The sequence below is a fragment of the Jiulongibacter sp. NS-SX5 genome (assembly GCF_052828545.1).
Genome location: NZ_CM128248.1, coordinates 2,360,175 through 2,383,097, shown reverse-complemented (window position 1 = coordinate 2,383,097; position 22,923 = coordinate 2,360,175). Strand labels below are relative to the sequence as shown.

General features: G+C 41.7%; 20 protein-coding genes. 13 read left to right on the top strand and 7 right to left on the bottom strand.

What is annotated here, in order from left to right:
• Nucleotides 1-104: 104 nt before the first annotated feature.
• Nucleotides 105-1,319: an MFS transporter gene (locus ACUXV0_RS10570; RefSeq protein WP_446189512.1), complete on the bottom strand. Its 1,215-nt coding sequence runs from the start codon at nt 1,317-1,319 to the stop codon at nt 105-107.
• Nucleotides 1,320-1,419: 100 nt separating this feature from the next.
• Between ACUXV0_RS10570 and ACUXV0_RS10565 the strand changes: the two genes are divergently transcribed.
• The 4 genes from ACUXV0_RS10565 to ACUXV0_RS10550 all read left to right on the top strand — a co-directional run bounded on the left by ACUXV0_RS10565 (nt 1,420) and on the right by ACUXV0_RS10550 (nt 4,158).
• The gene (locus tag ACUXV0_RS10565; protein WP_446189511.1) at nt 1,420-2,307 is read left to right on the top strand and encodes a pirin family protein; all 888 of its coding nucleotides are present in this window, start codon (nt 1,420-1,422) and stop codon (nt 2,305-2,307) included.
• Nucleotides 2,304-2,588 (top strand): GNAT family N-acetyltransferase, encoded by a 285-nt coding sequence (locus ACUXV0_RS10560; RefSeq protein ID WP_446189510.1) that lies wholly within the window; start codon nt 2,304-2,306, stop codon nt 2,586-2,588. The genes ACUXV0_RS10565 and ACUXV0_RS10560 overlap by 4 nt, the downstream gene beginning before the upstream one ends.
• Nucleotides 2,585-3,235 (top strand): PAQR family membrane homeostasis protein TrhA, encoded by a 651-nt coding sequence (trhA, locus tag ACUXV0_RS10555; RefSeq protein WP_446189509.1) that lies wholly within the window; start codon nt 2,585-2,587, stop codon nt 3,233-3,235. The genes ACUXV0_RS10560 and trhA overlap by 4 nt, the downstream gene beginning before the upstream one ends.
• 95 nt (nt 3,236-3,330) lie before the next feature.
• Nucleotides 3,331-4,158 (top strand): penicillin-binding transpeptidase domain-containing protein, encoded by an 828-nt coding sequence (locus ACUXV0_RS10550; protein WP_446189508.1) that lies wholly within the window; start codon nt 3,331-3,333, stop codon nt 4,156-4,158.
• 123 nt (nt 4,159-4,281) lie between these two features.
• On the opposite strand, the gene ACUXV0_RS10545 is transcribed toward ACUXV0_RS10550, so the two are convergent.
• From ACUXV0_RS10545 to ACUXV0_RS10525, 5 genes are all read right to left on the bottom strand, one after another.
• On the bottom strand, nt 4,282-4,842 hold the full coding sequence (locus ACUXV0_RS10545; protein WP_446189507.1) for a type VI secretion system tube protein Hcp: 561 nt from the start codon (nt 4,840-4,842) through the stop codon (nt 4,282-4,284).
• A gap of 1 nt (nt 4,843) precedes the next feature.
• On the bottom strand, nt 4,844-5,479 hold the full coding sequence (locus ACUXV0_RS10540) for a type VI secretion system tube protein Hcp (protein WP_446189506.1): 636 nt from the start codon (nt 5,477-5,479) through the stop codon (nt 4,844-4,846).
• Between the two features lie 4 nt (nt 5,480-5,483).
• Nucleotides 5,484-6,848, bottom strand: coding sequence for a hypothetical protein (locus tag ACUXV0_RS10535; RefSeq protein WP_446189505.1), 1,365 nt, complete (start codon nt 6,846-6,848; stop codon nt 5,484-5,486).
• 25 nt (nt 6,849-6,873) lie between these two features.
• Entirely contained in the window at nt 6,874-7,197 is a 324-nt protein-coding gene (locus tag ACUXV0_RS10530; RefSeq protein ID WP_446189504.1) for a LytTR family transcriptional regulator DNA-binding domain-containing protein, read from the bottom strand.
• Between the two features lie 69 nt (nt 7,198-7,266).
• Complete coding sequence (locus tag ACUXV0_RS10525; protein ID WP_446189503.1) at nt 7,267-10,998, bottom strand: choice-of-anchor Q domain-containing protein; 3,732 nt, start codon at nt 10,996-10,998, stop codon at nt 7,267-7,269.
• Between the two features lie 121 nt (nt 10,999-11,119).
• Between ACUXV0_RS10525 and ACUXV0_RS10520 the strand changes: the two genes are divergently transcribed.
• The 7 genes from ACUXV0_RS10520 (at nt 11,120) to ACUXV0_RS10490 (ending at nt 20,939) form a co-directional block, all read left to right on the top strand.
• Complete coding sequence (locus tag ACUXV0_RS10520; RefSeq protein WP_446189502.1) at nt 11,120-11,749, top strand: response regulator; 630 nt, start codon at nt 11,120-11,122, stop codon at nt 11,747-11,749.
• A 3-nt stretch (nt 11,750-11,752) separates the two neighbouring features.
• Complete coding sequence (locus ACUXV0_RS10515; RefSeq protein ID WP_446189501.1) at nt 11,753-14,806, top strand: triple tyrosine motif-containing protein; 3,054 nt, start codon at nt 11,753-11,755, stop codon at nt 14,804-14,806.
• A 210-nt stretch (nt 14,807-15,016) separates the two neighbouring features.
• Entirely contained in the window at nt 15,017-15,538 is a 522-nt protein-coding gene (locus ACUXV0_RS10510) for an RNA polymerase sigma factor (RefSeq protein WP_446192810.1), read from the top strand.
• Nucleotides 15,535-16,359 (top strand): HEAT repeat domain-containing protein, encoded by an 825-nt coding sequence (locus tag ACUXV0_RS10505; protein WP_446189500.1) that lies wholly within the window; start codon nt 15,535-15,537, stop codon nt 16,357-16,359. The genes ACUXV0_RS10510 and ACUXV0_RS10505 overlap by 4 nt, the downstream gene beginning before the upstream one ends.
• A 32-nt stretch (nt 16,360-16,391) precedes the next feature.
• Complete coding sequence (locus ACUXV0_RS10500) at nt 16,392-17,246, top strand: DUF4097 family beta strand repeat-containing protein (RefSeq protein WP_446189499.1); 855 nt, start codon at nt 16,392-16,394, stop codon at nt 17,244-17,246.
• A gap of 21 nt (nt 17,247-17,267) precedes the next feature.
• Complete coding sequence (locus ACUXV0_RS10495) at nt 17,268-18,074, top strand: DUF4097 family beta strand repeat-containing protein (RefSeq protein ID WP_446189498.1); 807 nt, start codon at nt 17,268-17,270, stop codon at nt 18,072-18,074.
• Between the two features lie 189 nt (nt 18,075-18,263).
• Nucleotides 18,264-20,939 carry a DUF5916 domain-containing protein gene (locus ACUXV0_RS10490; RefSeq protein WP_446189497.1) on the top strand — a complete coding sequence of 892 codons (2,676 nt, stop codon included), beginning with the start codon at nt 18,264-18,266 and terminating at the stop codon, nt 20,937-20,939.
• A gap of 93 nt (nt 20,940-21,032) precedes the next feature.
• On the opposite strand, the gene ACUXV0_RS10485 is transcribed toward ACUXV0_RS10490, so the two are convergent.
• A complete protein-coding gene (locus tag ACUXV0_RS10485) occupies nt 21,033-21,449 on the bottom strand; it encodes a DUF1330 domain-containing protein (protein ID WP_446189496.1) in 417 nt (138 codons plus the stop codon).
• 113 nt (nt 21,450-21,562) lie between these two features.
• On the opposite strand from ACUXV0_RS10485, the gene ACUXV0_RS10480 reads away from it, so the two are divergent.
• Nucleotides 21,563-21,691 carry a hypothetical protein gene (locus tag ACUXV0_RS10480; RefSeq protein WP_446189495.1) on the top strand — a complete coding sequence of 43 codons (129 nt, stop codon included), beginning with the start codon at nt 21,563-21,565 and terminating at the stop codon, nt 21,689-21,691.
• A 23-nt stretch (nt 21,692-21,714) separates the two neighbouring features.
• Nucleotides 21,715-22,728, top strand: coding sequence for an endo-1,4-beta-xylanase (locus ACUXV0_RS10475; protein WP_446189494.1), 1,014 nt, complete (start codon nt 21,715-21,717; stop codon nt 22,726-22,728).
• Nucleotides 22,729-22,923: the final 195 nt, after the last annotated feature.

The window sequence follows — 22,923 nt, the reverse complement described above, 5'->3', positions numbered from 1 at the left end:
ATGATTTTGGGTTTCAATTTATCTTATTTTCCTGATTTCCCTATCCTTTATCGACCATCCATAAATTGTGATGAAGGGATGGGGTAAATGCGTAGATTTTTTGGTTACTCCAAATAATCCAAATCCTTATGAAAGGTCTCGGGCAGCTTGTAGTTGGCGTAAAGAGCTATGGCGAAACAGGTGATACCTGTGATAAGGGCGGCTTGAATGATACTCAAAGAAGCAAGTGAGCCCAGAAAACCATAGAGCATACTGATAGGAATGGCCATACCGCGTACAAAATTCGGGATGGTGGTGGCTACTGTGGCCCGGATATTAGTACCAAACTGCTCAGCTCCCATGGTGATCATGACTATCCAGTAGCCGGTGGAAATTCCCATCAGAATACAAACGGCATAAAAAACGGTGGAGTTTTGGTTATGGAGATTGAGATAGACAATTGAAATGATTAAGCTCAATATTTGAAACAACCCAATGGCCTTTTTACGGCTTTTGAGCTTTTGGCTCACTACACCACAAAGCACATCTCCGCAGGCGAGGCCTGTATAAATAAAGGCTACCGCTTTCCCTGTTGTTATTTCACCTTGAATATTAAGTTCCGTAGCCAGCGAAGGAGCCATTTGCATTAAAATAGTCACCACAAAAAAGACAGGAATGCCAACCAGTAAGCTAAGAATATAGATCTTTCTACTTTGTGGATTTGTGATCAACTTCCAAATATTACCCCGCTCGTGTTTTTGGTCGGCTTTGGCATTTAGAAACATCTCAGATTCAAACGTTCCTATTCGCATCAGTAATAATAAAATGCCCAGTCCGCCACCCACAAAAAAGGCTGTACGCCAGTAAAGGGCATCACCAATAAGGCCGGCCACTACTGCTCCCAGCACGCCCGTGGCAGCCAAAATGGATGTCCCATAACCTCGTATTTTCTGCGGCATGGTTTCGGCTACGATGGTAACACCTACACCAAGCTCACCCGCAAGGCCTACACCGGCCAGAAAACGCAAGGCCGTATACGAGTAAATATCGTTGATAAATCCATTGATAATATTGCAGACTGAGTACAGCAAAATTGACCCGAATAGCACCGATAGTCTCCCTTTCTTATCCCCCAGAATTCCGAAGAAAATACCTCCAAGTAACAGCCCGACCATCTGAACATCAAAAAGGAAGAGACGCATATTATCGAGCGTTTGACCTGAATAGCCCATTTCAGCAAGGCTGCTTTTGCCTATCACCACAAACAGAATAAGGTCAAACGTATCTACAAAGTAGCCCAGAGAGGCCACCAGAAGTAAGAGCAGGGTTGATTTTTTCAAAGGGTTACATGTTTCACGCCACAAAATACAAAGGCCTTTGATAAAAAAAGAAATTGAACATTAGGCTTTGATGTTTCGTTAAGAAAAGAAACCTCAGGCTATGTCAAATACAGACCTTATTATTCCGCAGAGAAGTAGAGATATTGGAGATTTTCTGGTGGGCAGGTTCATACCTTTTGTGCATCAGAGAATGGTGGGCCCGTTTTCGTTTATAGACCACATGGGGCCTACTAATATTACACCCGGAAAGAATTTTGATGTAGACCAACACCCTCACTCTGGTTTATCTACGCTCACCTACTTGCTGGAAGGCGAGATTATGCACAAAGACAGCACAGGTACAGAGCAACGTATCAAACCGGGCTCTGTAAACTGGATGACGGCCGGCAAAGGGGTAACACACACAGAAAGGCAGCCAGATGACCTTCGTGGCAAATCTTACACCATGAATGGTTACCAGATCTGGGTAGCTCTGCCAAAAGATCTGGAAGAAATGGAGCCAGAGTTTCATCATATAGCTGCAGAGGAATTGCCGGTTTGGAATGATGGCGACGCACAATTCAAATTAATAGCTGGAAAAGGATACGGCAGGGAGTCTCCCGTACCTGTGCATTCAGAGCTGTTTATGCTGGAGATCATTACGCAAAAAGACTACGAACTTAGCATTGAAAACGAGCTGGTGGGTGAGATAGGTATTGTGATAGAAAAAGGACAAATAACGGCTTGCGAGAATACCATTGAACCTGGCAATATGCTGGTTTCAAAAACGGAGAATATCTGTAAGCTTAAGATAGCAGCCAATAGTCATCTGCTGCTTTTTGGAGGTAAGCCGTTTCCAGAGAAAAGGTATATCGACTGGAATTTTGTGAGCAGTAGCAAAGAGAAAATTGAAGAAGTAGTAGAGAAGTGGCAAAACAAAGCATTTCCAAAAGTGCCGGGTGATGATACATATGTGCCATATCCACCAAAATCACGTTTGAGGAAATGAAAGTAGAAATAGAACAAAATGGCTCTAAGGGCCGTGCTTTGATAGCCAAAGACGGTGAGGTACTTGCTGAAATGACCTTCTCTATGGCGGGTACAAAGCAATTGATAATTGACCATACGGAGGTTTCAGATCAATTGAGAGGTAAAGGTGCCGGTAAGCAATTGCTCATGAAAATTGTGGAAAAAGCACGGTCAGAAGAGCTTAAAATTATTCCTTTATGCCCTTTTGCGAAAAGCGTTTTTGATAAAGATGAGTCTATTAAAGATGTACTTCGCTCATGATCCCAAAAGAAGTGCCTGAGGAGCTCAAGCCCTATATAAAGAGCATTCCAGAAGAAATTCTAAACATGCTTTCGCATGGAATAGGGGCCTTGTTTTTTCTAGTGGGTGTTCCGTTCTTAATTCAAAAATCGGTTGCGAATTTTTGGTTATTGCTGGGAGTGATCATTTTCGGGATATCCCTGCTCATGGTGTATTTCTCTTCCACGGCTTATCATAGTGTCTATAAACTATTTCTAAAGAAACGTCTTAGAGTTTTTGACCATATCAGTATTTATTTTCTCATAGCTGGCAGCTTTACACCTTTTGTTTTGGCCCATCTGCAGACTTCACTGGGCTGGAGTATTTTGGGCATTATCTGGCTGATGGTTTTGATAGGTGGTGTGTTTAAGTACTTTTTTACTCACCGTTTTAATGTCATTTCCACCCTGGCCTATGTAGGCATGGGCTGCATGGCCTTATTTATCATTACGCCGCTATCCAGAAATATTAGTCCAGAGAGCTTGCAATGGCTTTCCGCAGGTGGTATATCGTACATCATAGGAGTGCCGTTTTACCTCTGGAAAAAACTTCCGTTCAACCACTTCATCTGGCACTTGTTTGTTCTAGGTGGCAGTGTTTCTCATTTTATGGCTGTTTGGTATTTATAATCAGATAATTCTGAGGTAAAATTGCATTCTGCTGTCAAGAATCAAACAGTTAGTTGCAGCCATTTTTGAGTTTACGTATATTGGTTAGAAAAGCTATGAAAACACTACTCTATTTATTCATTTCACTTTGTCTATTTTCATGCCATAATCCCGAGGAAAAGGAAGAAGCGGTTGAAGTCCCGATCGAAGTGGAAAGCCAGGTTTTACAAGAATTACTGACAACAAAAAAGTTAAAAGGTGCGGTTCTGCTCTACAGAAGCTCATTGAAGACATATTACAGTAATGATTTTGACTGGGCTACCACCGGTTTTATACCAGCTTCTACCTTCAAAATTGCCAACTCTATTCAGGCTCTGGAAAATGGTGTGGTTGACTCCGATACTTCAATGTTTTATTGGGATGGCTCACCTCGCTACCTCAAATCATGGGAAGAGGATTTGACTTTCCAGCAGGCATTTCAGCGGTCTTGTGTGCCTTGTTACCAAGAAATTGCAAGAGAAACAGGTGTAAAAAGAATGGACAGTACCTTAAAGAGAATAGGTTACCCAGGGATGGTTTTTGATAGTACCAGTATTGATAATTTTTGGTTGGAGGGTAATTCTAAAATTAGTCAGAAGGAACAAATTGAGTTTCTCAAACGACTGGTCAATAAAGAGCTTCCTGTAGTAGAAAAGACCTATGAGATCATGTCAAAAATCATGCTCATTGAAGAGAAGGATAACTATGACTTATACGGTAAAACCGGCTGGGCACAGCCTTCAGATTCTACTAACATCGGCTGGTTTGTAGGATTTGCGATAACACCTAAAGACACCTTCTATATGGCTACCAATGTACAGCCAGCTGAAGATTTTGATATGAGTAATTTTGGATCGGTGAGAATGGGGGTAAGCCTTGAAGGTCTTGAATCTATTTCGAAATAGGGCGTTTATTTATTAAGCAAAACCAACTTCTCTTAGTATCAGTTTCATGGCAATTACCCGTTAGTAATCATTCCAAGATACGAATACTTTAAAGAACTGGTAAAAAGTGTAAAGTCACTGCTATTAAATATTCTCAGAAGCCTCATTATGAATAAAGCTCCACTCAGCTTCTTTTTTATTGCCTGTGTCTGGCTCCCCGGTGGCGTTAAAAGGGATGTATTCTATTTTCAAGGTACCTGCTTTTACAGAAAGCTGGTAGGTCAATTCCTCATCTTCACTACTATAGGAAGAGCTAAAGTTTGAAACTACAACGGCCTTAAAAGTATAGATTAAGTAATCATGGTAGCCAGAACCTGAAGTACGCTGTGCGGAGATTTTAAACTCATCAAAATTTTCTCCATTGTGAAGCCTTTTAAAGAATTCTGTAGCTCCTAAGCATTTTTCAAATGTCAAATTGATAGGCCCGGAAGATGCTTTACCTGCTCCGGCTGATGCATTTATGTTTACACTATTAATGATAGAGAATTCAAAGTCCTTCAGAATGATCTCATTTAAATGACCTGTCTGGTTAGAAGGACCGTCAACATTAGGACCTGTCACCTTTAGAAAGTATGACTGAGAAGCAGCTACACTACAGGAAAGTAGAATGAATAGGATTGTCAGTTGATTTAATTTTGTTTTCATTTTATTCAATATCAAATGAGTTATTATTTAGGACGTAGCTCCATTCTACAGACTGAGAATCACTCACGGCTCCACTATTGTCGTATTCATACAGAGTTCTTTTGATGGCTCCATATTCTAGCGTTACGGTGTAGATAACTTCACCATCTGAAGGAGAATCAGCCTCAATGGCAATATTTGAGATAACGGCAAGTTTTAGTTCGATCTTTTCTTGATATTTAAAGTTCTCAGGATTCTGTGATCCTCCAGTCGTATTTGAACTCCCAATGGCTATTATAATGTCTAGAAAATGATCGCCACTACACAATTTTTGATATAAACCGGGAATGGCCGTAGAGGCTATAGTCTTGAAGGTGAGAGAATTACCCGATGCTTTTCCTGATGAAAGACCTAATCCTCCCTGAGTTCCAAAATATACATTATTTGAAGTGCTGAAACTTAATTGTGAAAACTCAATAGCATCAACATCATCAAAGTGGCCATTTAGGGTTTCACCCGGAATTTCATCAGACTTTGGACTATATAAGTAGTACTCTAGTGAGTTTACTGTATTAGGTTTTTCTGTTTGAGGTACATCCTCAAAGGGAAAAAGAAAAGGAATTAAAAAAAGAACTGAGCTAAAAAGTTTAGTCTTCATTCGTTTAAAGTTTTAAATGTGTTGAATCTGACGCATAAGCCTTTGGGTGCATATAAGTGCCTTTCTCATGGTCCGGCTTTTCTACCGAAACCTTCACACGGTTTTGCTGTGCATATGGGTCATTTCTGACTCCGGTCACTTGCCAGCTCACTTCTACATTTGGCTTATCGGTCTTGATTTTGAAATGATTGCCCTCAATTTTTTCGGCAATAATGGCTTGTGCAAACTCGCCTATTGGCGTTAGTTGGTATCTGAAGTCCATATTAAGAGCATCAAAGTACTCTGGCAGCTCTACCAATGCATTCCCATTTTTATCTGTTAAGATGTTTCCATTGTAGATATTCATCATGTCAGGACTTTCTACAAAGCTGTGATAGAGGTATTTATTCTCCGGGTCTAATGGATGGTCAATTTTAAATGTTCCTGAGCCTTTGGCAATAGATCCTGTAATAGTGACATCACCATCAAATAGAGTATTTCCTTCAATTTTTACGGCTGTACCAGAACTAGACCCACGGCCGTTTACTTCAAATGCATAGGGGTAACCTCTATTTTCCAGATAGAGTTTGGCACTGTTATTTCGCGTGCTGGTGCCTATCAAAACCTGCTCTTCCAGGTCTGCTGTTTCTGAAAGTACAGTGCCACCGTAGACCACCAGCTTGGTATCTTCATTCGCATCGATAGCGGTTTCTAAAGAGCCGATGGTAATACCTCCCTGAAAAGAAGCGTCGCCACTTTTTAAAATCACCAAAGCATTGGATCTTATGCCATTGCCGGCTCCATCACCCACTCCGTTTCCCAAAACAAAAAGTCGGTCCTGGGCTTGCCAGCCCCAAGGGTTATAGCCGGTATAGCCGGTGGTGTCTGCATAGGAGCCAAGCACTACCTCTCCATAGCTGTAGGCTTTATTCCATGTTCCCATGGCTACACTTGAGGCACCTAGAGCCTGATTGTCTCTTCCTACCGCTATAGCACCCCAGCCGTCTACAAAATTACCGGCACCCAAAATTGACGAGTAGTAAGATCCATCACTGATGATATTATTTAAACCAAATGCCACTGAGTGTACACCCTGATTAAAATTATAGGCTCCCATACTCACGGTTCCTTCTCCGCCGGCATAGGTCCCCTGACCAATGGAGATACTGTAATCTGCTACTGCACTGGCATTTTCACCAATGGCTATCGTGGCAATCTTATTGGCTATAGAGTTGATGCCTCCGGCAATAGAGGCCTCGCCACTGGCCGTGGTATTGGTTCCGTAGCTAAAGGAATTTTTGCCTGTGGCAGATCCACCACCCATTGATATACCTTGGCCGTAAGACAAGATAGAGAGACATATTGAGCAAAGTAGTAGTATTTGTTTCATGTGTATTGGGTGCTAAGTTTTTCACTTATCCATTTGAGAAAAGAGATGGTAGTTGGGCCTTTATAACCTGCGATTTTCTTCTGGGTACTTTTATTCTGCTATTGTCTTTGAGCTTTAGGCTTAGTCTTTTGATATCATAACTCCGTACCATAGAAATGTTTACGAGTGTAGATCTATTTACCCGAAGAAAGGTTTTGGTATCTAACCAATCTTCAAAAGCTTTTAGATGGTATGCTGAGAGTACTTTTTCCCCATTTTTTAGATATAAGTAGGTGTAGTTTGACTCCGCTACCAGCTGCCCAATGGTTTCAGGATGGTGGGTTTTAAAAATTTTGGGTTGTGTTTTCATGGCTATAATTAAGGTATACCAAAGTTCAACACATTAGATTCTCTTGTCAATCACCCTACAGGGTGATTTTTAAGGACATCCTGTACCTATTTCAGCCCTGAAAACTGTGCTTGTTTGAGCCACAAATCCGGGATTCATTGAGATAGATTTTCCTGCTCTTAATAAGACGTTTGAAGGAACTATGATATCCCCATTTGCTTCAATGGTCTCATTGGCCACTAATTCTGTCAAATCCGTATTTCCGTTATCTAAATCTGAAACGATGAGGATTTGTGGGGCATCAAAACCCTGATGCTCATAGGCTCCTAAGTCTACAATAGCGGTGGGTAGCCCACTGTCATTGAAAATGCGAGAAAGCCCGGCCAAATCTAAAGATACACTTACAGAATCATTGCTTCCTTTGTCTGCCACAAGCGAACAATTTTTTAAGCTGAAATCCCCATCAGAACTAGGACTGTTTAAGGGGTTAATTTCATAGGCAAATTTTGGGTTTACCGAAGGAATATTACCGTTAGTATTATCATTTATGTCTTCTCTCATACTGTATGAAATAGTGGTAGTTCCTCCACTAGAAGTGATAATATCTCCACCCGTTCCGAGGTGATCATTGGCCCAGAAAATAGAATTAGAAACCTCCATTAAGCCATCATTATTATAAAGAGCCGAAGCCTGAAATGCCTTATTTCCTGAGAAGGTGCCATTGACAATTTTGACCATAGCCAGGCTTCCGTCTGAGTTTACATTGCTAATACCTGCCCCGGTACTAGGGATCTCATTTCCCGTAACCTGACAACCCTCACATATGAGTGTGGCCTCGGAACTCAGAAAGGCGATGTTACGTACTGCATTCCCGTCTGAACCTCTGAATTTAGAATTGGTGATTTCGGCTGTAGCCACACCCCCTCCACTGCCATCGTTTTCGAGACAAGAACCACTAAAGCCAGCTGAATTGTCAAGGAAGTCGCAGTTTTCAATAGTTACAGCGTTCGTATTGCCTCCAAAAACTGAGGAGTAGATTCCTGCACCGCTGCTTTCTGAATAGTTATTTCTAAAAATACAGTTTTTGACCTTTAGGTCATGATCACTATATCGGGCATAGTTAAGAATTCCTGCTCCGTTTCTTCCTTTTACACCACCTGCACCAGAATCAGAATTGCCCTTCTCAATACTAAAACCATCAATCAGGCTGGAGTTTTGTGCCTGTGTTAGTTCAACTACATTTATGGAGTTGTCAGAGCTATCGCCTTTAACGCCAATATCTCCACTAAGTATAGTTTCATTTAATATGAAATCTCTTTGACTCAGATCAAAAGTAGGAGACTCCACGCCTGCAAAGCCACCAAAAAGGTGCGTGTTGGTGTCCAATTTAAAGGATACCCATCTACTGGCAGACTCCGTAGGGTAATAGGTACCGGCAGCTACCCAGATACTGTCTTCTGATTGGCAAGAATTAGAGGCATATATGGCCGCTTGAAGGTTTCCAAAAGCTTTAGACCAGCTAGAGCCATCACCGGCAGCAGCTCCTTCTTTCACATAAAGGATTGAGTTGCTGTTTCCACCAAACTCAAAGGCTCCAATATCGGGATTGCCTGTACGAGGATTTCCCCACAGATCGGTAGATGGGGCACCAGAAGTAGTTCCTGCATTGATGAGCGGAGAGCAGTGTGTAAGTCTGGCATCAGCAAAAGCCGTGCTATCTGAATTATACACTAAGGCATTAACTACATTGGGTTTGATATCACCAGACAGGTTACCGTTTGTAGTGATGGTTCGATGTTCTATATGACAGTTTTGAAAATCAGCTGTAGCTGCATTCAGCCCAATAGAGTTTTCGAGTTCATCAGGATTGCTGGACCAGCTGTTATTGGTATAAATCAACGTATTGAGCAAGTCTGAATGCAGTGAGCCTCCTGTACTACGGATATAGATTCCCCCACCATATCGGGCGGCATTTGAGACGACCGAGTTATTGGTAATTTTTAGGTTATGGGCACCCGAGTTGATAATCATAAATATGCCTCCACCGTACGACCCAAATCCACTACAGTAGTTTTGAGTAACGGCACAATTGACCATTTCGAGATCGTGCAGTTCACTAAGATTGGCAAAAAGAACCCCTCCGCCTGAGCCATTTAAAACAGAATTTTTATGAAGTATTGTATTTGATATTTTGACTGAAGTCAAACCCGTACTTTCACCGAAGGTACTTATTCCACCACCACCGCGTAAAGCCGTGTTCTCGTAAATTTTGCAATTGGTGATTTCAGCAAAAGAAGTCTCATTGAATTCTGCTTTGACTATCACGCCTCCGCCGTATTGTTCCTCTACAATACTGACGCCGGCATCTCTGTCTGCTCGCCCTCCTGTGATGTAAAATCCATCAAGGGATGTTGCCCAACTTGTGTTAATAAATTTCACAAGGTGGTAGTGGTAATTATTACCGTCTAAGATGGTCTTATTCTTGGTCCAGTCACGTTCTGAAAGCAAAGACTCTGTGCCATCAAAACCACCATAAACGTTAACGCTATCCGGAATGACAAAGGAGGTAGACCTAGATCCTCCCGGAGTATAACTATTTTGGGCAACCCAAACCTCAGTTCCTTTATCACTTGCGTTCAAAGCACTAGACAGGTCGGTAAAAGCATCCATCCAATTAGCTCCATTCTGGTCTCCCGTGGCGTTTTTGTCAACATATAATCGGGAAGTGAATTCATAAGCTCCAATATCTATCAAGGCGGCATTTACTCTATGATTTGAATTCAGGTCATGAGATATGGAGGAGGCAAAAGAGTTTTGGCCCGCATTTATAGCCGCAGACCCAAACTTTAAGCTGAAGTCGTTTGAGGCGATATTTTTAAACTTTGGATCTCCCGTAGTATTGCCATTAGTGCCGGAAGTAAAGCCGGCACCCGTATAATCGCTAAGAAGATTATTGAAGGCGTTTGAAATAGAACCCGATGATATGTCAGGGCCGGAGCTGGCAGAGTTTTGATAAAATATATTATTATAAAACTCTTTTTGACCGCTTCCGGCGTTTCTAAATCCACCTCCTGATGTAGCTGTACTATTATTGACAAATGTACAGTTGATAACCTGCCAGTTAGTAGTAGACTCGGCAAATATGGCTCCGCCCGAGTCATCAGAGAAATTATTAAAAAATAATGAGTTCTTCACCAGGATATTACTTCCGCCGGCAATTGAACTTCGGGCATTGATGGCTCCGCCAAAAATCAAGCTTTCATTGCCATCAAAAATACAATGCGAAATACTGAGGTGGCCTTCCTGAATCCTGATGGCTCCCCCCAGATAGGCTCTGTTTCCTTTAAATTTACAATCCTCCAGCAGCAAGGTGTCGTTTGTGTTGGAGAAGAATATAGCCCCTCCCCAGATGGTAGGAGCATCAATAAGCTCCTTACCACCGTTTCTGAAGGTCAAGGCCTTAAAGGAGCATTGGTCCGAAATGTAGAAGAGGTTACCGTCAAAGTTCAAGCCATCAATTATGGTATTGCTCATGCCATTTCCTAGTATGATAAGAGGCTCTTGAATACTAATTTGTGAGTTGAGCAAAATTGGATTTCCATTGGTGCTGGCCGAAAAGATAATCGTATCACCGCTGCTCACCTGATTCACAATTATATCACGCAAACTACCTGCACCACTGTCGTTAGAGTTGTTCACCGTATGTATGGTAGCAAAAGAAACTCCGGCAAAAACGAATTGTGTAAGGTGTAAAAGAAGTAGCGTTTTGTGATAAGATTTCATGACTTTTTTAGGCGAGTTAAAAGGGTCGCGTAGTTTCATTCAAATTTCTGATCTGAAGGCCTTTCTGTCAATCACCCTAACGGGTGATTTTTTTATAAAGCGGCTGCCATTAAACAGTCTTTTGTGTTTATATTGAGCCTTATAGCCACATATTGCAGAAATGAAGACCCAAATTGTACTGGTAGAAGATGACGCTGTGGTGATGGACAGCGTACGGCAACTTGTAGGCTTTCAAGATGATATGGAAGCTGCCGGAGAATTTAATTCTGCTGAGGCTTATCTTGAGCAATTGAAGCATAATTCTCTCCCTCAAAAGCACATTGTTTTATTAGATATTGGATTGCCGGGTATGAGTGGGCTGGAGGCTATCAGCTCTATAAAAGAACTGGGAGATGTGGATATCATTATGCTTTCTACCTATGAAGAAGAGGACAAAATACTGGCTGCTTTAAAGTCGGGAGCTACCTCTTACATTTCTAAGCGTGCAGGGCTAAAAGCCATCTTAGAAGGTATTCATATTGTGAAAAACGGAGGGGCGTACCTTTCCCCTCGGATTGCCCGTGAAATTGTAAATCATTTTGCTCCCTCTGCTGAAAAAATAGAGCTACCACAACGGCAAAAAGAGATACTTACGAAACTGGCCGAGGGCTCATCTTATAAGGAAATAGCCGAAGAGCTTCATATTTCTGTAGAGACTGTACGCTCACACGTCAAAAAGATGTACAGACTGTTGCAAGTCAGTAACAAAACAGAGGCCATCAAATTATTAAATAATAGAGGAATCCGCTAGCCTATGTACAGACTCCTCTCCCTCTTCTTTCTAAGCTATTTTCTATTTTCCTGTGCCAGGGTTTCAAAGGAAGAAAAGGAGCGATTGCGGCCTATAAAGGAGGAAAAGGAACCTGAAGCCAACCTCTATTTTAAGAGCTTTAATACGGCTGATGGCTTATATTCCTCTGAGCTTGGCAATGTCTTCACAGACCGTTTCGGGCTGGTTTGGATATCGTCTGGCAAAGGTATTTTCAGGTTTGATGGCAATAGTTTTACCCCATTTTTTGATAATCTGGAAAAGGGAATTCACCTCAGTGGTACCTGTTCTTTCCTGGAGGATGAAAAGGGTGTTTTGTGGGTATTTTCGGGTAAGGGCTTTCTTCATTTTTTTGATAGATCAAAAGAGGCTTTTATACCTGTAAAGACAAACCTGGAGAGTGGATGGATAACCCCGAGGCCTTTGATACTTGAATCTGCCTCTGAAACAGAACTTTGGCTTGGTGGCTATGGCGGAATCCAGCGTTTCAATAAAGAAACTGGAGAATCTGAGGTCTTTAAACTTGAAGAAATACGTTCTCCTGAATGGCCACATGAAGAGAAGGTAAGGGCTGAGGTTTTGCAGAAAGACAAAGAAGGTAATTTCTGGATCGGTACCAGAAAGTTTGGATTGATCAAGTTTGACCCTGCTACTCAAAAATTCGACTACTTAAGGTTTAGAGATGAGTTCTATTTCTATGCATTAGACGATTGGTGCACAGACATTGAAATGGATGAGGATGGTATGTTTTGGGTGTCTGATTTTGACCGAGGATTAATTCATTTTGACCCTTACACGGAGAAAATAATTGACTTTATTGAGCCAGGAAAAGATGTCCGTCCGGAAGGAAACGTTCATATCTATGATCTTCTGAAAGAAGGGGATCATTTGTGGCTTGCCACAGAAAGTCACGGTCTTATACTTTTCAATACCAAAACCCGGAAAATTGAAAAGCATTTCAATACCTCTAATTCAAGTTTACCCTTTAATCAGGTAAAGGCTCTTGAAAGAGATACTCAAGGGAACTATTGGGTGATTGGCAATCAATTGGCCGTGGGCTCTCCTATGTTCTACAGTTTTGAAACGCATGCTTTGAGTGATGCCAATCTTTCCGTTTACGAATTAGCGAAGTCTGACAAAGGTGTTCTCGCCACCTCTCAGGAAGGACTCTTTGAGTATGACGCCCATAAAAAAACGCTTACCAAAAAACTTGACGGTCAAACTTATGGAATCTATGAATCACCGGATAAAGAATACTGGGTAGGGGAAAGTAGAGTCACCAAAATATTCTCAGAAGACTTTAGAAAGGTCAATAAATCCTACGCCTATGAACTTGAAATAGACTCCCTTTTCAGTCGTTTCAGGATGTCAAGAAGGATTAATGAAGATTCAAATGGTCAGCTTTGGATACTGGATAACTGGAACAGACTAAAAGTGGTCAATCCCAAAACCAATCAAATACAATACATCTTTGATCTGGTACAAGACCCCGAGAGTAAACGATTTATACAGTCGCAATGTGTGCTGGATATTCCCGAGACCAATGAAGTGCTGGTAGGAACAGATCTGGGGCTGGCCAGAATCAATAAAGATGACCTGAGCCTTCAGTGGGTGAAGGGCAGCTCGGTACTTCAGGAAAGTGTAAGCTACCTTTATAAAGATTCATCAGCTCAGATATGGGCGGTTATAGGTGGAGAGATTTTTCAGATTGACCTTGAAAAGGGCCTAGCGAATGCCCTTCGATTTACAGATAGGGAAAATTCAGACAGTTATAACTGGATTGTGGAGCAGCCACAAGGGGTTTATTGGATCCAGAGTTCTTCAGGAATCATTAAATATGAAAGTGGTAAAACCTCTATTTTCCCGAATACCAATTTTAGCGAAGGTAGTTTGATTAAGCCTTCGCCGGTAGCTGTCTCTGGTGGCAAGATCTATTATGGAGGTGAAAACGGAATCACTGTTTTTGATCCCTCTCTGGTAGTAAAAAGCTCCGAGCCACCCATCATGAATCTGGACTGGGTGAAAGTGCCTTTCAAAGACCAGAACGGCATATTAAAAGACTCTACCATACAGGCCAAAAGCCTCACTTCCCTGGCTATCAAACATTTTCAGAATCGGGCAGCCTTTAAGCTAAGTGGCATCCATTATAAAGAACCTCTGCTTAATAAAGTGAGGTTTATGCTGGATGGCTATGATGAAGATTTCATAGAAAAAGAAAACTTCTGGGAAGTCTATTACACCAATCTGGAGCCCGGTAATTACACCTTTAAATATCAGGCTTCTAACAGTGATGGTGTTTGGTCAGAGATCAAGGAAATGAGTTTAAGAATTTACCCTCCTTGGTACGCTACTTGGTGGGCTTATCTACTCTATCTGGTTCTGGTTATAGCCACCATTTATTTATGGATTAGGTACCAGGTTTACCTTAAGCTACAGAAATATAAAGCTACTGAGGAGGTGCGTACTAGTATTTCTGCAGACTTGCATGATGATGTAGGCTCTCTTCTGGCCGGCCTATCCATGAAATCTGAGCTGATGGCCATGGGTATAAAGGAGGTGGAAACTGAAAGCCTGAACAGTATTAGCGATATGGCAAGAGATGCCATGGAAAGAATGCGAGATACGGTTTGGGCCATAGACTCCAGAAAAGATAAGTACGAAAACCTGATCAGCCGTATGAAGTCTTTTGCAGAGCAAAATCTCCCCGAAAAAGGCTTCGACTTTAAATTTGAAACAAAAGGAATAGAGGAGCAGACATTTATCAATCCGTTGATTCGTCAAAATCTGTATTTGATCCTCAAAGAGGCTATTACCAATACCTTAAAACATTCTGACGGTAATCAGGTGACAGTTCATATGGAGAAAGAAGGCTCAAAACTGCAATTGAAAATTGCCGATAATGGCAGTAAAAAAGAATCTTCAAAATCTGACGGATTGGGATTGAGCAATCTCAAAGCAAGAGCCCATAAAATAGGAGGAAGTCTTCGTCAATACTATGAAAAAGGCTTTGTGGTGGAGGTGAATGCTCCGTTATCCTAAGTTTTACCGTTTTCGATATTTCAATTAATTAACTCTTACGATTATGTTTAAGGGGTTGATAATTAACTTATTAGGTATATTATGGACTAACTATTTATATTACTTCTGAAAAAATTTAAATTAATCTGTAACCTTTCTTTGGTAAGCCAGTTTACCTAGACAATAACTCAAAACGAAAAGCTATTGAACGTACTCTCTGACAATCATATCATGCTCGGCGTAAAAGCCGGCGATCTCGGTAAAATGGGGTTGCTGTTTGATCGTCATCACAAGGCTCTCTTCGGTTTTGTTTTTCGAATGACCGGTGAGTTTAACCAAAGCGAGGATATCGTTCAGAATGTGTTCTATAGGATGATCAAATACAGGCACACCTTCACCGGTAATGGAGAATTTAAAACCTGGATGTATCACCTCACCAGAAACCTTCTGAAAGATGGTTACTCGCGAGCCAAAAAAGTAGAGTATAGTGATGAACTGGAAGGTCTGGCCGTAACTGAAGTAGAAGATTCTGCTGAATTGCAGCTGGAGAAACAACAGGAAAAAGAAAGGCTGAATGAAGCTCTGCAACTGCTCAAAGAAGAACACAGAGAAGTGTTGATTTTAAGCAAATATCAGGAGCTCAGCTATAAAGAAATTGCTGAGGTAATGCATACATCAGAAGGCAATATCAAGGTGAAAGTCCACAGGGCAATGAAAGAATTAAAGGAAATCTATTTAGGCAAGACAGTATGAGTTTAAGTAAAAAAGACATGCAGGAAGCCTTAATCATTAACTTCATAGAAGGCAGATTAAGCGAAGAGGAGAAGTCAGCATTTTTAGCTGAAGTAGAGAAGTCTGCAGCATTTAAAAAGAATCTGGAAGAAACACAGACACTATGGGCAGAAATGGGTGCCATTGAAATACCTGAGCCAAGTGCTGCCTTACTGATGAATTTTGAGACGCAGCTGGTAGAGGAAATGGAGAAGGCAAATAAGTCTGATTCTATTGACATCATCGCTAAACTTAAAGCTCTTTTTGCTCCGCAATCAAAGCTCGGATGGGCATACGGCTTGGTACTTATTGGGCTGGCCAGTATGGTGGGCTTTTATGTAGGGCGTGGGTCTCAGAAGCAGGTAGCATCTACTGATAAAGTGGAGCAGTTGAGCCAGGAAATGGAAGAAATGAAGCAGCTTATGATGATCTCCATGCTTGAGAACCCGATGGCTTCTGAACGTATGAAGGCGGTCTCCTACACCAAGGAGATAGATGAAGTAGATGAACAGGTGATTAATGCCTTGATGACTACGCTGAATCAAGACGAGAATGTGAATGTTCGTCTGGCCACTTTAGAGGCTTTGGTAGAGCTTTCTGATCATCCTAAGGTTCGTGAAGGGCTGGTGCAGTCTATTGTACATCAGGAGTCGCCGCTGGTGCAGGTAGCTCTGGCAGATGTGATGGTACAGCTGCAGGAAAAAAGATCTGTGAAGCAGATAAAAGAACTACTGAAGCAAAATGGCCTGAATGAAACGGTCAAAGAAAAACTGGAAGAAACTATTACAGGGCTGGAGGTTTAAGATCAAAGGTCCATCATTACTCAAATACAATTATGAAAAAGCTAAAATTAATGTTGATTGCCGGAGCCCTGGCTGCCTGCCAGGCCGCTCCTGCCCAAAAGCACTCCCATGAGGAGCACCTCAGTAAAGAATTCAAGGTAAACCCTGAAAGTACCCTTGCGATTTATAATGTCTATGGCAGTATAGAAATAGAGGGTTACGACGGAAACGAAGTCATTCTGGAGATTGATAAATCAATTAAAGCCCGAAATGAGCAAGACTTAAGAGAAGGTCTGGAAGAATTTAAGTTCAATATAGATCAGCAGGACGACAGTCTGATTGTGTACATCATAGAGCCTCGAGATTCCAGACCAGGTATTCAGTATCAAAGAAGATACATGGATGAGGTACACTACCGCTATTTTCTTGATTTCAAAGTCAAAGTACCGTACGACATGAATGTAGTCACCAGCACGGTGAATAATGGTGAGCTGAAAATCTCAAAGGTACATGGCCAGATCAAAGCCTTTAATGTCAATGGCGGTATTCAGTTGACCGATATCAGAGGTAAAACTGAAGCCAGAACGGTCAATGGTGATGTAGATATTACCTATGACCGATTGCCCTCGGGCGACTCAAAATATTACACTCTTAACGGAGATCTCACGGTGGTTTATCCTGATAACCTCTCTGCCGACTGCGAGTTTAAGAGCATGAATGGTGAGTTCTACACCGATTTTGTAGACTTTAAGGCCTTGCCTACTACGGTGAGTCAAAGCATGGATAGGCATAAAAACTCTGTAAAATACAAGGTAAATGCCAATACCAAAGTCAGAATTGGAAACGGCGGCCAGTCCTTAAAATTTGAAACAATGAATGGGGATATTTTCCTCAAAAAACAGTCTTAATACTTTAACACAGATACAATTATGAAAAAGCTAAAATTATTCATCCTGGCCGCATTGAGCTCCTTTTCGGTTCAGTCTTTTGCCCAAGGTGATCTTATGAATATTAAACTTTCCAGACCTGGTGATGAGGGTTTACTGAAAGTAGGTTTAGTCACAGGATCAATAACCGTAGAGGGTGCAGATATCAACGAGGTAAGAATAGTTTCGTCATTGAAAAAAGACACTTACACCGAAGAAAAAAGAAGCAATGGCATGAGAAGGATCGCTGCCGGTGATAATTATGAAATCTCGGCAGAAGAAAGAGACAATACGGTCTCAGTACGTGCCGGAAACCCAAACAAAAAGATTCAGCTGAAGATTATGGTGCCCAGAAACTTCAATCTGAAACTAAGCACAGTAAACTCCGGAGATATCTCAGTAACCAATGTGACCGGGAATATGGAACTCGGTAATGTCAATGGCGATATCTACATGAAAAATGTAGGAGGGGCCGCAGTGACCAATACGGTAAACGGTGACATCATTGGAACTTTCAAAGCAGTGACAAATGACTCACCGATGGCCTTCACCACACTAAATGGTGATGTGGATGTCACCTTCCCGAAAAACTTCTCGGGTGATATCAAAGTACAAAGCCAAAGAGGTGATATGTATACCGATTTTGATATGGACATGAGCCTTTCAAGTCCCGAGGTAAAACGTACAGAAATAAACGGTGTACAGAAGTTTCATAAAGGAGGCTGGACCCGCGGAAAAATCGGGAACGGTGGCTCAGAAATTATGATGAAAACCATGAATGGAGACATCCTGATCCGAAAAGCTAAATAACATTCCTACAGCCACTTTAAGTCGTCAATTTAAAGTGGCTGTTCTATTTTCTTGTTCTTAATTAATTGATTTTCAAAAAGATACATTTAAGTCTTTTTAAGACTTCTATTGCCAAGACTTTCGTCTGAATCCGCAAAATTGCAACTTCTCATTACTTACTAAGACTATTACTTAAAGCTATTACCATTTATGAAATTCATTTCGTCAATCCTTATTTTACTTTTACTATCTCTCAATCTTTACAGCCAGGAAAACATTTCAATTGAGGATATCCCAAAGAAAAAATACACCACAAAAAAGCTGGAATCGGGCTCTATCAAACTCGATGGTATACCAGATGAAGCAGAGTGGGATCAGGTGCAGTGGGGAGGTGGTGACTTTTTGGGTTACAGGCCTTTTGAAGGAAAGGAGCCGAGTTATCAGACCAAGTTTAAAATCATTTATGATGAGAAGTATCTTTATGTGGGCTATCGCTGTTACGATGCCGAGCCGGATAGTATAGTGCAGCGGATGAGCCGCCGCGATGAATTCCCGGGAGACTGGGTAGAGATTAATATTGACAGTTATCATGATTTGAGGTCTGCCTTCTCGTTCACCATTTCAGCTTCCGGCGTGAGAGGAGACGAATTCATTTCTAATAACGGAAATAATTGGGACGGCAGCTGGAATCCCATCTGGCAGGCAAAAACCAATATTGATGAAGAAGGCTGGACTGCTGAAATTAAAATTCCTCTCAGCCAGTTACGTTTTGGCAAGAACCCTGATAAGGTATGGGGTTTTCAGGTGCAACGTATACTCTTCAGAAATCAGGAAAGATCTACCTGGCAGCGTATTCCACAGAGTAGTGGCGTTTGGGTGAGTGGTTTTGGGGAATTGCATGGCCTGGAGCATGTAAAACCACAGAAACAAATTGAACTGGCACCCTACACCGTTGCTAAAACCGAAAGAGGACCTGCAGAGGCAGGCAACCCCTTCAAAACCGGAAAAAGTAGCAATATCACTGCAGGTATAGACGGCAAAGTGGCGGTCACCTCAGATATGATTCTTGACTTCACCATAAACCCTGATTTTGGGCAGGTAGAGGCAGATCCATCGCAAGTGAGAATTGATGGCTTCCAGAATTTCTTTCAGGAAAGACGACCGTTCTTTGTAGAAAGCAGAAACATCTTTGAGTACGATTTAACCGGCTCAGCAGCTGGTGGAGATTACGATTCAGATCTTCTTTTTTACTCCAGAAGAATAGGTGGTTCACCACATTCTTATCCAAGTCTGGGGTCTAATGAGTACGCCGATGTACCCCAAAATACTTCTATTTTGGGAGCCGCAAAGTTTAGTGGAAAGAGCAAAAATGGATGGAGTATTGGTCTTCTGGAAAGTGTAACTCAGGAAGAGGTGGCCACCATAGTGGGTGAAGGCACTGAACGCACAGAAATAGTGGAGCCACAGACCAATTATTTCGTAAGTAGAGTGCAGAAAGATATCAACGGTGGTGAGACAGTCATTGGTGGAATTCTAACAGCAGTAAACCGAAAAGGAAACCTGGGAGACTTGCTTCATGATGATGCTTTCAGTGGTGGTATTGACCTTCTACACTATTGGAAAGAAAGAACCTATTACATCAAAGGCTCCGCCATTTTCAGTCATGTCAGGGGCTCAGAGGAGAAAATTTTAAATACCCAGAGGTCTTTTGAGCACCTTTTTCAGCGACCAAACTCAGACAGATTATCGGTAGACCCCACGCGTACTTCATTGACCGGTACGGGAGGAACCATCAGAGTAGGAAAAAGCGGAGGTCAGGGTAAAGGAGATAAAGGACGTGTATTCAATTTTGATACCGGAGTAACCTACCGTTCACCAGAGTTAGAGTTGAATGATATCGGTTTTATGCAAACCGCCAATGAGATCAATCATTTTACCTGGATGGGATTACGCTATCCTAAATCTTTTGGGAAATTCAGAGCTGCCCGCCTTAACTATAATCACTTTGTCAAATGGGATTTTGATGGTAAGCTGCTTTTCCAATTGTTCAATGTAAATGCACACGCTACTTTTCTGAATAACTGGAGCATCGGTAGTGGCTTAAACTGGAATACCTATGATGTCTCAAATAATGCACTTCGTGGCGGAATGTCTCTTAGAAGGCCATCTGGTATAGGTCAATGGGGATACATAAACACAGACCAGCGTAAAAAAGTACAATTTTTCATGAATGGTAATTATTTCATTGGGTCAAAAAGTGTAATCAAATTTATGGGACTAAATGGTACTGTATCTGCCCAGCCTATTGATGCCATGAGTTTGAGTATTTCAGCTGGTTATAATACCTCATACCGTAAGCAGGATCAGTATGTGGGTCAGGTGAGTTTTGCAGAGCAAACCAGAACCATTGTGAGTTCTGTCAGTCAAAATACCTGGCGTTACACTTTTAGGTTGAATTATAATATCACTCCTGATTTAACGCTCCAATACTACGGACAGCCATTTATCACCAGACCAGAGTACAGTAATTACGCATATGTCAGTGACCCATTGAATAAGAGTTATGATGATCGTTTCTATCAGTTTAGCTCAGATCAGATTAGCGAAGTAGATGGAGAGTTTAGAGTAGATGAAAATCGTGATGGTAAGATTGATTATACCTTCGGCAATCCCAATTTTAACTTTATGCAGTTCAGGTCTAATCTTGTAGCCAGATGGGAGTATATCGCAGGGTCTGAATTATACCTGGTATGGAGCCAGGGCAGTACGCCAGACACGGGAGATTATATGAACCAAGGACTTAATGAGAACCTATTTGATAATCTCTTTGGGCAGCAGGCCAATAACATTTTCCTGGTCAAACTAACTTATCGTTTCCTGAAATAAGAGCGTTTCTTAAACCGCATTTTATACAGTTCCGTTTATCAAGTACAGCCACTTCAGTTTTGAAGTGGCTTCTTTTTTTAAACAAAAAACAGTTTAGAATTCTTCGATTGGTAAAAGCCGGGAGTCTGCGAGGGCTGCAGTTCGGTGTCCTGCGATTTTTAAATAATCTTTGTTTTGAGCAAAAGCCATAAACTGCTCCACAGAGGCATGTCTAAGTATTAGAACCATATCCCATTTTTCAAATTCAGGACCGATCAGAAAGGGTCCACCCTTTCCTTGCAAAATAATTTCACTTCCGGCTTCTTTCAAAAAAGGCAGAGTAGCCTCCATATATTTGTCATAAGCGTCTTTTCCTGTGATAGGTTTCTCTGGAGCCAGGTGAGGCAAACCTTCATAGTTGGCTTCCTCATTAAATTTAAGCAGGTTTAGCATGAGAAAAGGGCCTTTGATACCTCTGAGAAAAAAGGCCTTCCCAGCTACAGGGCTAGCATCTATGTAAGATTTATTCATGATTTCTAAATGTAGATTTCTTAACAATTTCGCGAGAAAATCGCAGGGCTCAAAGCAAACTTTTCGTACTCCAAATTATTCGTGTTAATTTAACACTTATAAACCTATTGAATATGAAATTTAACTCTATTCTCAGTCTGGCGGTCATAGCCTCCGGTCTGTCCATACTCTCATGTGAGCAAGAAGAAGACCTTTCCAATCTTCCCGCCTTAAAAACTGTGTATCAAGATGCCTTAAGGTAGGCTCGGCGGTAAATCCGGCTATTGTGAACGGTGAAGATTCTGCTAATCAAGCTATAGTTTTGGAGCAATTCAATACCGTTACGGTGGAGAACGTCATGAAGGCAGCTTTGATAAATCCGGAGCCTGGAGTATTCAATTTTGCCCCGGCAGATGAATATGTCGCTTTTGCAGAGCAAAATGATCTGTTCACCGTTGGTCATACTTTGGTATGGCATAACCAGTGTCCAGATTGGTTTTTCAAAGATGCCAATGGTCAGCCTAATACTCCAGAACAACAGAAAGAACGGCTTCGCCAACACATTGAGACTGTAGCGGGTAGATATGCCGGTAAAGTAGATGCCTGGGATGTGGTCAATGAGGTCATTGACAATGACGGAAGTTACAGGCCTACCACTTGGGTCAATAGCATTGGCAGTGGAGATGAATTGGTCAAATTAGCCTTTAGTTATGCGGCTCAATATGCTCCCAATACAGAGCTGTACTATAATGATTTCAATGCCTGGCGACCGGAAAAGGTGCAGGGGATTGTAAGAATGGTGAAGATGCTGAAGGAGGCAGGAATCAGAATTGATGGAGTGGGTATTCAGGGACACTGGGGCCTGAATTATCCTAAAAACGAATACATAGAAGCAGCGATAGATGCCTATGCTGCGGCAGGGGTTAAAGTAATGATTACCGAGCTTGATATTGATGTGCTCCCGCTTACCAGAGAAGGACAAATTATAGGAACGGGCCTACTGCATCCGCAGTATGAGCTGGAGGAGTTTAAAGAGTACCTTGATCCTTACAGAGATGGACTGCCCGAGGATGTATCTAACCAACTGGCCGAAAGATACGCTGAGGTTTTTGAGATATTTTATCGCAAAAAGGACAAAGTAGACCGAGTAACTTTTTGGGGTATTTCTGATGATATGTCCTGGAAAAACGGATATCCCATAGCGAACCGTACCAATTATGTGCTCCCGTGGAATAGAGACCATAGTCCAAAACCGGCAGTCAAGTCGATTATTGATGTCGTGGAGAAGTCGGCCAATTGATACGAAAGGAATTAATAGTTTGTTGTCAAAAGCAGAGCTCAGGCTCTGCTTTTTTGTTTCCAGTCTTTAGGTTTTGGTGGCTAAAAGGATGAGATAATCATTTCTATTGACCATAAAATAAAAACCATTTTTCTAGAATAGGGATCTTTTGAAATAACTGAGAGCTAGTTGCTAACTTAAAGTATTCAAACTGCC

What these genes read in the sequence shown, in the direction of transcription:
- trhA (WP_446189509.1), top strand. Translation starts at nt 2,585, where the DNA reads ATGATCCCAAAAGAAGTGCCTGAGGAGCTCAAGCCCTATATAAAGAGC.
- ACUXV0_RS10480 (WP_446189495.1), top strand. Translation starts at nt 21,563, where the DNA reads ATGAAATTTAACTCTATTCTCAGTCTGGCGGTCATAGCCTCCGGTCTG.
- ACUXV0_RS10525 (WP_446189503.1), bottom strand. Translation starts at nt 10,998, where the DNA reads ATGAAACTACGCGACCCTTTTAACTCGCCTAAAAAAGTCATGAAATCT.
- ACUXV0_RS10540 (WP_446189506.1), bottom strand. Translation starts at nt 5,479, where the DNA reads ATGAAGACTAAACTTTTTAGCTCAGTTCTTTTTTTAATTCCTTTTCTT.
- ACUXV0_RS10495 (WP_446189498.1), top strand. Translation starts at nt 17,268, where the DNA reads ATGAAAAAGCTAAAATTATTCATCCTGGCCGCATTGAGCTCCTTTTCG.
- ACUXV0_RS10530 (WP_446189504.1), bottom strand. Translation starts at nt 7,197, where the DNA reads ATGAAAACACAACCCAAAATTTTTAAAACCCACCATCCTGAAACCATT.
- ACUXV0_RS10500 (WP_446189499.1), top strand. Translation starts at nt 16,392, where the DNA reads ATGAAAAAGCTAAAATTAATGTTGATTGCCGGAGCCCTGGCTGCCTGC.
- ACUXV0_RS10565 (WP_446189511.1), top strand. Translation starts at nt 1,420, where the DNA reads ATGTCAAATACAGACCTTATTATTCCGCAGAGAAGTAGAGATATTGGA.
- ACUXV0_RS10510 (WP_446192810.1), top strand. Translation starts at nt 15,017, where the DNA reads ATGCTCGGCGTAAAAGCCGGCGATCTCGGTAAAATGGGGTTGCTGTTT.
- ACUXV0_RS10550 (WP_446189508.1), top strand. Translation starts at nt 3,331, where the DNA reads ATGAAAACACTACTCTATTTATTCATTTCACTTTGTCTATTTTCATGC.
- ACUXV0_RS10505 (WP_446189500.1), top strand. Translation starts at nt 15,535, where the DNA reads ATGAGTTTAAGTAAAAAAGACATGCAGGAAGCCTTAATCATTAACTTC.
- ACUXV0_RS10545 (WP_446189507.1), bottom strand. Translation starts at nt 4,842, where the DNA reads ATGAAAACAAAATTAAATCAACTGACAATCCTATTCATTCTACTTTCC.
- ACUXV0_RS10535 (WP_446189505.1), bottom strand. Translation starts at nt 6,848, where the DNA reads ATGAAACAAATACTACTACTTTGCTCAATATGTCTCTCTATCTTGTCT.
- ACUXV0_RS10515 (WP_446189501.1), top strand. Translation starts at nt 11,753, where the DNA reads ATGTACAGACTCCTCTCCCTCTTCTTTCTAAGCTATTTTCTATTTTCC.
- ACUXV0_RS10560 (WP_446189510.1), top strand. Translation starts at nt 2,304, where the DNA reads ATGAAAGTAGAAATAGAACAAAATGGCTCTAAGGGCCGTGCTTTGATA.
- ACUXV0_RS10520 (WP_446189502.1), top strand. Translation starts at nt 11,120, where the DNA reads ATGAAGACCCAAATTGTACTGGTAGAAGATGACGCTGTGGTGATGGAC.
- ACUXV0_RS10490 (WP_446189497.1), top strand. Translation starts at nt 18,264, where the DNA reads ATGAAATTCATTTCGTCAATCCTTATTTTACTTTTACTATCTCTCAAT.
- ACUXV0_RS10485 (WP_446189496.1), bottom strand. Translation starts at nt 21,449, where the DNA reads ATGAATAAATCTTACATAGATGCTAGCCCTGTAGCTGGGAAGGCCTTT.